Source organism: Streptomyces sp. NPDC052114 (genome assembly GCF_040680155.1).
In the GTDB taxonomy this organism is placed as follows: Bacteria; Actinomycetota; Actinomycetes; order Streptomycetales; family Streptomycetaceae; genus Streptomyces.
This window is the reverse complement of sequence record NZ_JBFAWC010000003.1, coordinates 23,039-35,566: the sequence shown is the minus strand read 5'-3', so window position 1 is coordinate 35,566 and position 12,528 is coordinate 23,039. Positions and strand designations below refer to the sequence as shown.

Sequence of the window (12,528 nt, the reverse complement as noted above, 5' to 3'; positions counted from 1 at the left end):
ATCCGCATTGGTCAAGACCACTGACGCATGCCTGGTGAGGGGGTGACGGTGGGGGGAGGGGCTGGTGAGGGGGCGTCCCCGTCCCCGCTGTGGGCAGGCGTTCCGCACGGCGGAACGGGTGGGCACAGCCCGAAGGTGCCGGGTGCGGGGAACGGGGGCGGAAACGGCGGTGGGCCCGCACCGAGGAACGGTGCGGGCCCACTGACGATCGGACGGCGGCTACTGCTGCGGCGGGGGCGGCGGCGCCTGGAACGGCGCCCCCGGCTGGAACGGCGCCCCGGGCTGCACGGGCGGCGGCACCTGCTGCCCGTCCTGCGCCTGCTCCTGCTGAGGCGGCTGCGCCTGAGGGTGAGGCTGAGGCAACGGAGCCTGCTGCTGCGGAGGCGCCGCCTGCCACCCCTGCGGAGCCCCCGGCTGCTGAGGGTACGGCTGCCCCGGCGCCTGCTGCCCGGGATACGCCTGCTGCCCGGGCTGCGGCTGCTGAGGCGCGTACGGAAGAGGCTGCCCCGGCTGGGGCTGAGGCTGGGGCTGAGGCGGCACAGGCGGCTGCCCACCATGCGGCTGGGCCGGAACCTGCCCACCCTGAGGAGCCCACCCCTGCGCACCCGGCGCCCCCTGCCCCGGCATCGGCGGAGCCATGTGCGGCGGCGGATTCCCGTCCGACGTCCACAGCCCCTGCTGCTGCTGAGCCCGCACGAAGTCCTCGGCCACCAGCGCCGAAAGATTGAAGTACGCCTCCCGCACCTTCGGCCGCATCATGTCGAGATCGACCTCGGCGCCCGCGGCGAGATGCTCGTCGAACGGCACCACCACAACACCCCGGCACCGCGTCTCGAAGTGCGACACGATGTCATCGACCTTGATCATCTTCCCGGTCTCGCGCACTCCGGAGATGACGGTGATGGAGCGCGACACGAGGTCCGCGTACCCGTGCGCGGACAGCCAGTCCAGCGTCGTCGACGCACTGCTCGCCCCGTCCACGGACGGCGTCGAGATGATGATCAGCTGGTCGGCGAGGTCGAGCACCCCGCGCATGGCGCTGTAGAGCAGCCCCGTACCGGAGTCGGTCAGGATGATCGGGTACTGCTTCCCGAGCACGTCGATCGCGCGCCGGTAGTCCTCGTCGTTGAACGTCGTCGAGACGGCCGGGTCGACGTCGTTGGCGATGATCTCCAGGCCGGACGGCGCCTGCGAGGTGAACCGCCGGATGTCCATGTACGAGTTGATGTACGGGATCGCCTGGACGAGGTCACGGATGGTGGCCCCGGTTTCGCGCCGCACACGACGGCCGAGCGTACCGGCGTCGGGGTTGGCGTCGATCGCGAGGATCTTGTCCTGCCGCTCGGTGGCGAGCGTCGACCCCAGCGCGGTGGTGGTCGTCGTCTTGCCCACGCCGCCCTTGAGGCTGATGACCGCGATCCGGTAGCAGGACAGCACCGGCGTACGGATCAGCTCCAACTTCCGCTGCCGCTCGGCCTCTTCCTTCTTGCCGCCGAGCTTGAACCGCGAACCGCCGCCGACGGGACGGCTGCTCTTGGCCTTCGACTTGGCGTTGCGCAGCAGCCGGTCGGAGGACAGCTCCACGGCGGCGGTGTACCCGAGCGGAGCCCCGGGGTTGGTCCGCTCCCGCTGATCGTGCTGCACGGCCTGCGGCCAGGCGGCACCGGTACGGGGATCGACGGGCGGCTGCCCGGCCTGCGGCGGCAGGGGCTGGGGCGCCTGCTGCTGTACGGGCGGCTGAGGCTGCGGAGCCGGCGGCTGGGGCGCCTGCGGTGCCTGCTGCTGAGCCGGAATGGGCTGCTGCCCCGGCTGCCCCTGCTGCATGGGCGGCTGCGGGAACCCGTAACCACCGGGCTGCACAGGAGAGTTGGGAGCGGCGGGCGCAGGAGCGGGCGGAGTGTTCTGCGGGGGAGTGGGCTGGGGGAACCCATAGCTGCCCTGCGGATTGACCGGAGCCGGAGCCGGAGCCGGAGCCGGAGCCGGAGCCGGAGCAGGGGCGGGGGCGGGGGCGGGCGCGGCGCTCTGCGGAGGCGTCGGCTGCGGGAACCCGTAACTCCCCTGAGGCGCGCCAGGAGCGCCGTTCGCGGGCCACGCGCCGGGCGCGGGCTGCGGGGCCTGCGGCTGGGCGGGCGCGGGGAAGGGGGCAGGAGCCGGGGCGGGCGCGGGTGCCGGCGGCGGGTTCTGCGCCTGTACGGGCTCCGGCGCGGGCTGCACGGGCTGCGCGGGAGGCGGTGCCTGCGTGTGCGCGGGCCACTGCGGCGCGGCGGGCGGAGCGGCGGGCTGGAAGGCCGGCGGCAGGGGCGGAAGCCCGTCCTGCGCGGGCGCGGGCGGCGGAGTCCACGAGGCAGGCACCGCGTCCTGCGGAACGGCGTCCTCGGGAACGGACGCGGAGCCCGCGTCCACGTCGTCCGCGTCCGCACCGGCGGAGCCGCTGACGTCATCGGCGACAACAGGCTCGGCCTCGGCAACCACAGGAGCCTCGTCCACCGCGGCGCTCTCAGAAGCATCCGGGACATCCGAGGTGTCCGGGGCATCCGGGGCATCCGGGGCCTCAGGGGCCTCAGGGGCAGCGCCCTCGCTCTGGGCCTGGGCCTCGGCCTCCGCGGCAGCGGCCCGCTCCTCGATCTCCTGCTTCAGAGCACGGGGCGAGAACCGCATGGTGGCGCCGCTCTCAAGATCACCACTGTCGAACCCCTGGACAACGGGCTCGACCACAGGAGCGGGTGCGGGCGCGGGCTCAACGACGGGAGCAGGCGGAAGAACAGGGGCGGGCGGAGCAACAGGAGCAGGCGGAAGAACAGGCTCACCCGGAACCGGCGCCGCGACCGCAGGAGCCTCGACTTCAACATCCTCGGCAGCCTCAGCAGAGACCTCGTCGGCTTCGGCCTCCTCGACCGAGACCTCCTCAGGAGAGACCTCCTCGGCCTTGGCCTCCTCCTCCTTGGCCTCGACCAGGGCGTCGACCTCCCCCTTGGGCACGACACCGGTCACATGCACGGAGGCGGCGGGCCCGGCGAGGGCGCCACTCCAGTCGGAGACACCCCCGCTGGAACTCACAGGCGGAACGACGGAGCCCACAGAAGCCTCGGACGCCTCAGGCACCTCAGGCGTCTCCGGCTCCCCGGACTGCTCCACGTCATCGGAAGCCACCTCGGGAGCCGCGGGCTGGAACCCACTGCCGACGGGCAGCTTCGGCACCACGCTGGGGACAGCGCCCGAAGGGGGAGTCATCGGCGCGGGCGGAGCCGGCGGCGCGGAGAAGGACGGAACGGCGGGCGGCACAGGCGCGGCCGGAGCCGGAGCCGGCGGTTCGGAGACCGACGGATCGGCGGCCGGGGGAGCGACAGCAGGCGGAGCAGAGGCCGACGGCGCGGAAACAGGCGGCGTAGAAACAGGCGGCGCCGAAGGCGTCTCGCCCGCGCTGCCGGAAGCGTTCTGCGTGTACCAGGCGGGCGGTGCGTAGTCGATGGTGAACTCGCCCGTCGTCTCGGAGGCGGACTCCGCGTCGGACTGATCATCGACGGGTGAGTCCCAGCCCCCGCGGATCTCGTCCCGATCGCTGCTCACAATGCCTCCTGGTGTGGTCGAGCACCCTCGTGCCGTGGTGGGGGGCGACCGTTCCTGTCGTCCGATCCGCGTGGCTCTCCCCGTTGAGGACGCGCCCGAACCGCTCAAGGGTTCTGGCGTCGCGCCCAGTCCCAGCCTAATCACCAAAACCACGAGCACGGCAGGGCAGTCCACCCCACCAACACTGTCCATTGCGTCACGCCCCACCCAGGAGCGATCCGCGTACATCAAACCGTGACAGACAAATCACCCAACACTCGACACCGCACCCCGAATTGCCCGATGCCCCGCGCGGTCAGTCCATCCGCCGGGCGGTACCCAACAATCCGGTCTCGGCATCGGTGGCCTGCGTCATCACGTACTGCCGGTCCCGATCGGCACACCACAGCGTCACACCGTCCGCCAGTGTCGGCAGCGACTCCACATCCGCACCCGGCAGCCCCAGCAGCCGCCCGATCTGTGCCGCTTCGTCCGGCGACACCCGCTGCACGCCCACCAGCCGAGCCTGCCGCACGAGCCGGGGTGCGACGGGACTCAGATAGGGCAGCACCGTCAGCACGGACTGCCAGGGCGCGGACGCGACCCGCCCCCGGGGCGGCCGCATTCCGCAGTCCCGCACGACGAGCACCGGACTCCCCGCGGACGCCCCCTGCGGTGGCACCCGCCCCACGTCATGCACGGCCATCCCGCTCTGCCCGACCCCGAGCGCCTGCACCAGCTGCGCCCACGCCCCGGCCCGCCCGGTCTCGACCGCAACCCGCGCCCCGGTCGCGGCCGCTCGCAACGCGATGACCTGCGCCGTCCACAGCCCGCCGATGAAGACCATGTCGTACGGAGTGGGCCGGTTGACGCCGAGCACGGCGGGGCTGCCGTCGGCGTCGACGCCTATGACCACGCCGTCGTCCCCGATGGGGAGGTCGAGTTCGGGCAACGACTCCAGGGGAAGCGCATGCCGGGGATGCCGCGGCCCGATCAGGCCGAACCCCGAACGAATCCGCTGCCGGGCGCGAGCCGCCGTCGAAGGCTCGGGTTCCCCGGACCGCGCGGACGGTGCAGGTGCAGGTGCGGTCATCAGCGCGTGCCCCCGAGCGGCAGAGTGGCGAGAGTTCCGGGCAGCTGTTCACGGTCGAGCCGCACGAGGCCGACCCTCGCCTGCCGCGCGGTGTGCTCCAACGCGCGTCGTGCGGCGACGAGTTCGGCGTCGCCGCGCCCCGTCACGCGCAAGTGCCCACACAGCGACACTTCCCTGCGGTCATCCCGCCGCAGTGCCAGGCTGAACGTGGTGGCCAGTGCCGGAACCGCGGTGAGCGCGGCCACGAGTTGCGGGAGGGACTGACCTGCGGAACCACCGAGTTGCGGCCAGCGCCTCACCCAGTACGTCGTGTGCCTGCGGTTGTCGCAACGCCACGACCGTGCCGACTCCTCGGTCCGGCGCTCCGGCGCATCGGCACGCCCCGCCTGGGCCGTGACCAGGGGGTTGGCGCCCGCGGACGTGGCGATGGCGGACGCCAGCTCCTCCTCGTCGAGCACCGTGACCCGGAAGCCCGCCCCGGTCAGCCGACTTGCCAGCTGATCGGCGATTCGCACCACGCACTTCTGGGCACCGAGCAGCCCTCCGCCACGTGCCGTCACGGCCTCCGGGCAGAGCTCAGGGTCGAGCTTCAGGGCGATCCAGGTGATCCGTACCGAGGGAGCTCCTGTCTGTGCCTGCAGGGGCGCGTAGTTGCCGACGGCGATCGAATCCTGCGGCAGGTGCAGCGCGGGTGCGGGTTGAGTGTGCAGCACGACCTGCGCGGACTCCAGCCGGATGCCGTCGACCTCGAGTGCGTCCGCCACGAGCCGCAAGGGGAGCGGGCGTTGACGCCTGTCGGCGCGCAACGAGGTGGCCTCCGACTCGACCTGGAGCACGACGGTCACGAAGGTGCCGTCCCCGACGATGCCCACGGAGCGGCGGTCCCGATCGCCGTACGCGTAGGTCCGCAACGCGGGATCACATTCGACGGCCGGTGCGAGCCCCGGTTCGGTGCCGGGGCGCACCGCGGTGTTCGCGGCTCGCCTCTGCCGTGCGCGCAACGCCCTTGCTGTGCCCAGCCAGTCGGGCAGGGAGCGCCCCCGGCGGCGTACGACCGCCAGGAGGAGAAGAGGCGTGGACACCAGGAGGGCTGGGATCACGAGGAGTTGGTCGACGGCCCAGGCGGCGAGGAGCAGCGCGGCGGCGACCTCGACGAGGACGAGTTGTTGCAGCCGGAACGAGCCGTACTGCTGTGCCCGCAGGCGCAGTTGAACGGATGCGGGGCCGCGGCCTGCGGACGGGCTCTGTCCCTCCGGGCCGCCCCGGGAGTCGCCGGGCCCGGCGGCCGGGGTGCGTACACGTGCTCGCGGTCTGCTCCGGGTGCCCGCAGCCATCACTCCATACCCCCCGAATCCGGCGAATTCCCTTGATAAGCAGGGTGCTTGCGGTCTCTGGTGCCCTACCCGCTGCGCACGCGCGACTACTCACCCTGCATAGTAGGGGTCGGGTCTTGCAATGGAGGAATGGGGTTCGCGCCCCGAAACGCGGTGGGGGAGAAGCAGGCGCTCATGGCATCACGGCGGGACGAGCTCAACGCGTACACCTTCGCGAAGAAGCGGACGTTGGCGGCATTTCTCCAGCCCTCCCCGACGGGATCCGAAGAGGGGGCGCCGCGTCCACTGCGAGCCTTCCTGCCGAGCGTGATCATGGGTGTTCTCGTGCTGGCCGTGTTCGGCGCCTGGGGGATGTTCCAGCCCAAGGCGCCCCCCGGGTGGGATGCGCCGGGCACCCGCGTCATCGTGGGAAAGGACTCGACGACGCGGTACGTCGTACTCAAGACCGGCAAGAAGTCGCGCCTGCATCCCGTCCTGAACCTGGCCTCGGCGCGTCTGCTGATGAACGGCTCCGACTACAAAGTCATCCAGGTCAGCGACGGCATCCTCGACGCGGGCAAGCCGCCACGGGGCCCCATCATCGGCATTCCCTACGCTCCTGACCGCCTCCCTTCGCCCGACGAGGCGGGCACGGCCAAACGCTGGGCCGTGTGCGAGCAGCCGGGTTCCGAGGGCCGCACGACGCAGGAGGCCACGTTCGTCCTCGCCGACCGGGAAGCCGAAAAGACGGACGGCTCGCGGCGGCTCGACACGGGTGAAGTCCTGTACGTGAAGACGCGCACCGGGACACGCCACTTGGTGGACGCGGCAGGGACGGCCTACGAGGTGGAGGGCGCAGAGGGAGACCTCTTGGCGGACGCGCTCGTGGGTCCGACGAGGAAGCCGCAACTGGTGACCAAGGAGTGGCTGGCCACGCTGCACCGAGGCAGCCCGATCCGCTTCCCGCAGCTGCCCCCGAGCGTGGGCGACCCGGCCAACGCGTCGGACCAGCTGTCCTCCGAGGAGAACCGGGTCGGCATGGTCCTGAAGGCGGAGACCGGCGAGGGCGTCAAGCACTTCGTGGTGCTTCCCGGTAAGGTCCAGCCGATCACCGAATTCACCGCCTGGCTCCTGACCAACTCACGGCAGACGGCGCGACTGAACATGGACGGCGAGGCCCGCACCGTGGGCCTCCAGGACTTCGAGTCCGCCGACGGCACCTTCGAGGGGGAGGCCGCGAAGTGGCCCCGGCACCGCACCGTTCAGGTCAACAGCGGGACGAGCGGCACCGGTCGGGACACGGTGTGCAGCGTGCTCCGGAACGTGGATGACGAAGGCGGTACGACGCTGAGCACGTGGGCCGGCACGAAGTACCCGGCCGACATCGGCGCAGGCGGCACCAGCACGTACGTAACCCCCGGAACGGGCCTGCTCTACACCCAGGTCCGTGGCACGCAGACGAAGACGGGGTCGCTCTTCCTCGTGACGGACACCGGCCTGCGGTACGGCGTTCAGGCCAACGGCGACAGCGACAGCGAGAAGTCCGACATCGGGTCGGACGGCAAGCAGAAGACGACCGACGGCAGCCCCGAACCGAGCGAGGCCCAGGTCAAGCTCGGCTACAAGAACGTCCGGCCCGCCAAGGTCCCCCTGCCCTGGTCCGACTTCCTCGCCAAGGGGCCCCGCCTCGACACCAACAGCGCCCGACAGCCCCAGAGCTCCTGATCCTTCGCCCCTGATGCCACCGACGGAAGGACAGAGGTAGTGGTGCCGCTGACGAAGAGGGCTCTGCTGGTCGGGGCCGCCCTGGTCGCGTCCATGAGCGCGGCCACACCCATGGCGGCTGTCGACGACGTCAGCACCCGCCCGCATACGCAGGTGCGGCTCGCCGGCAACGGCGCGTGCCAGACCCCCGCCGAGCAGATCAAGGGCCGTCCGTGGCCGCTCCAGCGCGTGCTGCTCGACGAGTTGTGGCAGGACGGGAAGAAGGGCCGGGGCATTCGCGTAGCAGTGATCGACACCGGGGTGGACGACAAGAACCCGCAGCTCGCAGGGGCGGTCGACGCCCGCGCGGGGCGCGACTACCTGACGAAGGGCACGGGCGCGGACCCCACCAAGGACGAGGTCGGTCACGGCACGAAGGTCGCGGGAATCATCGCGGCCCGACCGCACGAGGGAACGGGCTTCGTAGGCATCGCACCCGCCTCGACCATCATTCCGATCCGGCAGAACGACGCCCAGAACAGCGGAGACTCCGACTCGATGGCGAAGGCCATCGACCATGCGGTCGCCGAGGGCGCCGATGTCATCAACATCTCCCAGGACACGACGAAACCCCTGTCGCGCACTTCGGCCCTGGCCAAGGCGGTACGTGACGCCCTCGACGCCAAGGTCGTGGTCGTCGCTTCCGCCGGAAACGACGGGCTGGACGGCAAGGTGAAGAACACGTATCCGGCAGCCTTCGACGGCGTCCTGGCGGTCGCGTCCTCCGACCGCAACAACGAACGAGCAGCCTTCTCCCAGCCCGGTGACTTCGTCGACGTCGCGGCCCCCGGCGTGGACATCGTGTCCACCGTCCCCGGAGGGGGCCAGTGCACGGACAACGGCACGAGCTTCTCGGCGCCCTTCGTCGCAGGCGTGGCCGCCCTCCTGAAGTCCCGGTACCCGGACTGGAGTCCGGCCCAGATCGCCACCCGGATCGAGCAGACGGCAGAGCGTTCCATCAACGGCCACGACAACTACGTCGGCTGGGGCGTGATCGACCCCGTACGAGCCGTCACCGCTTCCGACACCGCCCGGCCCGCGACCTCGCCCACCCCGGACCCCGGGGTGTCGAAGGCCCCGCCACCGGACACGGCGGCCTTCTCGCTCGCCGAGACCTCTCAGGAGCGGGCCGAGCGATACGCGACGTACGCAGTCGGCATCACCGTGGCCGTGGTCGCGGTCATCGCGGGCGCGGCGGCGGCCCTGCGCGAGGCCCGCAGAAGAAGGGACCTCGGGGCATGAGCTTCGGACCGCCTCCCTCGGCCTTCCGCTTCTCCGTCGACGACATGAGCCCGGGGGAGGAGTACGAGATGCCGGGCACCTGGGCTACGTACAAGGCGCTCGCCAAGGGATCAACAGAACGCTCGTGGGATACAAGGTCGGCAAGGACGTGACCACGGACGACGAAATCTGTCGCATTTCCTTGTCCGGCCCCGTCTGCGGTGTGACGCGACACGTGACCGTGGAAGGCCGCACCGGGGTGCTCCACCGGTCCCGGAAGAACCCGGTGTCCCTTTGCAATCAGGTGGCGTTCGTCGACATCGACTCCGGCAAGAAGCTCTGGGACAAGGAGTTCCCCACGTCGGAATCCGCCTTCGGGCAGGACGCGACGAGCGTGACGATGACGCGAGGCACGGTCGCCGTCGCGTGGGGCGACGGTGCGACGGCGTACGACATGGACCGAGGCACCCGGCTCTGGAAGAACAAGAAGAGCGCCGGATGTACCTACCAGGGCCTGGCGGGCGGACGAGGCCTGCTCACGCTGATGACCTGCTCGCGAGGCGAGGAGCTCACCTACCGGGTCAGGAAACTCGCCCCTCGGAACGGCGCCACCGAGTGGACCCACCGGGTTGCGGGAGAGATTCGACTCCGGTCGCAACCAATTGTTCTATCCCCTGCGGATGAGCGGCGGGCAGGTCCTCGCATTCCGAGAGAGCAGCGACCACATCACCCCCATGCAAATGGTGAGCCTGAATCCGATGACGGGAAAGGAGACCCCCTATTTCTCCTTCAGCCTCCCTCCCGAGGCCTGGACGCTCACTTCTCTGGAACTGGCGGACATGGTCGTCCAGAGCGGTCGCATTTTCTTCGGCAGCGCGCGTGCCACGGGACCGAGCGCCGACGACAAGGACGCCGCCGACGACAAGGACGCACAGGAGGTTTCATGGCTGGTTCTCGGCGTCGGAAGCGCGGCGGAGAGACACAACTGACCATCAATACATGCTAGTTGTGGAACCAGAATGACTAGAGTGGCCTACAGCATCACGAGTTGATGCTGCACGGGGGCGGCGCAGCGTCGCGAAGGGCGTGTCACCACGCGTGAGCCGGACGCGACACCTTGCCCGCCGGAGCCGGGGAGGCCCTGGCACAGAGCCGAATAGAAGAACAGCGGTGGTACCGCCGCTGTCTGCACATGAGGAGGGCAAGAGCGATGAGCGTTGATTACAGCAATGACGATCTGACCAAACTGGCGGACAAGATCCGCAACTTCCACATGGACGTGAGCAAGCGCGTCACGTCGCTGAACACGGTCGTGGACATGATCCAGGCCGGTTGGAAGGGCGCTGCGGGCAAGGAATTCGACACCCTCCAGCGAGGCGTCAACCAGCACCTGAAGAAGCTTCAGGACAATCTCGTCGACCTCGAAGACGTGATGCGCATGAGTGTCAAGGGCTTCGACAGCCACGAGCAGGAGCGGATCGCCCAGATCCGCAAGGTGGACAACTCGTACGAGGTGCCGAGCAAGATCGTCGACCACGCCTGAGACGCTGCGACCGAAAGTCAGGGAGTACCGAGATGTCTGACAGCTTCGACCGCACAGCGGTCAATTACGACACCGTCACCACGGCGGCCACTGACGTGCGCAACAACGCCAGGGACATGGATGCGGGACTGGAGACCCTCATGCGCGAGGTCGCGCGCGTGGCCGAGACCTGGGACGGCGAGGCCAAGACCGCGTACCGCGACATCCAGGCGCAGAGCGAGGCGGAGATGAACGCGATGGTGCAGAAGCTCCACCGCATCGCCCGCCTCCTGGACGAGTCCGTCGTCGGATACAGCGACACGGACAAGGGCAATGCGGCGCGCTTCCGCATGCTGAGCTGAGGCCGGCTCGCGGAAACGCGGCGAACGAGAGCGGAGAGGGAGGGAGCCCACGGCCCCTCCCTCTCCGCTCTCCACACGCCTCTACACGCTTACGACCCTCCCGGAGCTCACCCGGCCGAGTTGGCCTCGCCGGCGGCCACACCACCGTTACGAGTACTCGGCTCCAGATCGAACTCCCCGTCCCGCGCCCCGAGCACGAAGGCCCGCCACTCGGCCGCGGTGTACCGCAGCACGGTCCCGGGATCCAGCGACGACCGCATCGCAACGGCCCCCTCGGGCAGATAAGCGATCTCGACGCGCTCCTCGGCGTCCTCCGTACCGGGCGCGCTGTGCCACTCGACGCCGGAGATATCAAGCGCGTAGAGCTCGTCCTTCTCCCGCTCCTTACGCGCCTTGACGTCCTCGTCCTGTCCCTCGCCCATGACGAACCGGCCCCTTCCCGACGTACGAAACCACTGGTGGTTCAGCCTACTTGGCGGGGTGGGGGTGGGGTGGAGGAGCGACGGGTTTCACCCCGCACCGGGGCAGGGTGCTGATTCCTGCCCGAGCACACCAGGCCGACCGCCCCGCCAGGAATCACGGCCGAAAGTCTTAACGGGCACAGGTATTCAGTGGCCCGCATACGGTTCGCGCGCTTCCCTACCCCACCGGAAAAGGCCGCATACTCTCAGGACGCGGCAGCACGACCTCGTTCTTGCACTTCAACGCAGCGATCATCTTCTCAGTCGAACGAAATGGAATGCGGAATCGGGTTTGCTCCTCGAGATCGAGATCGTTATAAAGTGAAGCTGTCACATCGACCGGTGACGTGGATCCCTGTCGGTGTGCAGGGAAAGAGGAGGCCACTGGATCCGCTTTCACTGGTTGCCTGCATGCCTGATTTCAAACCGTAGGATCTGTACCCACTCGTGCTTCGGCGCTCATTCCTTGGGAAGATTGGCGTTTCGGTCACACCGAATTGGATCCTCAAGGCAGGTGACCCTGGAGTGGGGTCATCGGCAAAGGGAACATTGCAGACCTCTACTATACTCTTTCGCAAGGTCTTGCTGCCGACGCGTAGCCAATTTTTTGACCAGAAGGCATATGCACCCGGTCAATTTCTGCGCTCGCTTTAGCTTCCTTCAGTGCATCTGCGTCGAGCACTCCTTCGCAGGCGGGCTTCAAAGCCGAGACCCCGCGAGGAGGCTCATCGTCGGACGTGCAAGCCACCGGAAAAAGCAGCGTCAGCACGGCAAGAGTTCGAGCTGCGCTACGCCTCACCTTCTGCCCCCCATCGGTCGATCGGCCTTATTCGCGTGGCTGCACAAGCCAAGTTATCGATCTTCTTTTGTGAGACCCGCTCATTCGCTTCATCTGCCTCCGCATTTGAATCCCTCAACAGTCTTCTTCATGTACGCATCCATAAAGTTCTTTATGTCGGTGCGCAGTTCGGATTCTTGCTTCGATGCTTGGGGGAGCAGCAGAGTGAGGGTGAAGTGGGATGCATCGGAATTCTTGCAAGAGGCAGTAGAGATGGCCCCATCATTGCCAATGACGGTTTGATATTTACTGCTTGTCCGGTGAGGTTCCGTCAGGGAGCTGACAGAGGCGTCAGACGCTGCGTACTTCATGATATCGACTGAGTCAGAGGACCAGGCAAACCTGAAACTCAAGACAGGTTGGTCGTCAATCATGAGGTCGCAAGGCGCAGTTTGAGCATTTGCATTA

At 68.8% G+C, this 12,528-nt stretch carries 9 protein-coding genes; 5 read left to right on the top strand and 4 right to left on the bottom strand.

Annotated elements, in window-relative coordinates; all coding sequences use genetic code 11:
- Nucleotides 1–219: 219 nt before the first annotated feature.
- The 3 genes from AB0L89_RS07105 to eccE all read right to left on the bottom strand — a co-directional run bounded on the left by AB0L89_RS07105 (nt 220) and on the right by eccE (nt 5,973).
- Nucleotides 220–3,567, bottom strand: a complete 3,348-nt coding sequence (locus AB0L89_RS07105; RefSeq protein ID WP_365135697.1) for an SCO5717 family growth-regulating ATPase — start codon at nt 3,565–3,567, stop codon at nt 220–222.
- Nucleotides 3,568–3,862: 295 nt separating this feature from the next.
- Nucleotides 3,863–4,639, bottom strand: coding sequence for a hypothetical protein (locus AB0L89_RS07100; protein ID WP_365135695.1), 777 nt, complete (start codon nt 4,637–4,639; stop codon nt 3,863–3,865).
- Nucleotides 4,639–5,973 carry a type VII secretion protein EccE gene (gene eccE / locus AB0L89_RS07095; protein WP_365135693.1) on the bottom strand — a complete coding sequence of 445 codons (1,335 nt, stop codon included), beginning with the start codon at nt 5,971–5,973 and terminating at the stop codon, nt 4,639–4,641. Before eccE ends, AB0L89_RS07100 begins: the two co-directional genes overlap by 1 nt.
- 174 nt (nt 5,974–6,147) lie before the next feature.
- On the opposite strand from eccE, the gene eccB reads away from it, so the two are divergent.
- The 5 genes from eccB to AB0L89_RS07070 all read left to right on the top strand — a co-directional run bounded on the left by eccB (nt 6,148) and on the right by AB0L89_RS07070 (nt 10,821).
- Nucleotides 6,148–7,677 carry a type VII secretion protein EccB gene (eccB, locus tag AB0L89_RS07090; protein WP_365135690.1) on the top strand — a complete coding sequence of 510 codons (1,530 nt, stop codon included), beginning with the start codon at nt 6,148–6,150 and terminating at the stop codon, nt 7,675–7,677.
- 93 nt (nt 7,678–7,770) lie between these two features.
- Nucleotides 7,771–8,958 carry a type VII secretion-associated serine protease mycosin gene (mycP, locus tag AB0L89_RS07085; RefSeq protein WP_365137152.1) on the top strand — a complete coding sequence of 396 codons (1,188 nt, stop codon included), beginning with the start codon at nt 7,771–7,773 and terminating at the stop codon, nt 8,956–8,958.
- 659 nt (nt 8,959–9,617) lie between these two features.
- Complete coding sequence (locus AB0L89_RS07080) at nt 9,618–9,926, top strand: hypothetical protein (protein WP_365135687.1); 309 nt, start codon at nt 9,618–9,620, stop codon at nt 9,924–9,926.
- A gap of 221 nt (nt 9,927–10,147) precedes the next feature.
- Nucleotides 10,148–10,480, top strand: a complete 333-nt coding sequence (locus AB0L89_RS07075; RefSeq protein WP_055568692.1) for a WXG100 family type VII secretion target — start codon at nt 10,148–10,150, stop codon at nt 10,478–10,480.
- 32 nt (nt 10,481–10,512) lie between these two features.
- Complete coding sequence (locus AB0L89_RS07070; RefSeq protein ID WP_365135684.1) at nt 10,513–10,821, top strand: WXG100 family type VII secretion target; 309 nt, start codon at nt 10,513–10,515, stop codon at nt 10,819–10,821.
- A 107-nt stretch (nt 10,822–10,928) separates the two neighbouring features.
- On the opposite strand, the gene AB0L89_RS07065 is transcribed toward AB0L89_RS07070, so the two are convergent.
- Nucleotides 10,929–11,243, bottom strand: a complete 315-nt coding sequence (locus AB0L89_RS07065; RefSeq protein ID WP_365135681.1) for a DUF397 domain-containing protein — start codon at nt 11,241–11,243, stop codon at nt 10,929–10,931.
- Nucleotides 11,244–12,528: the final 1,285 nt, after the last annotated feature.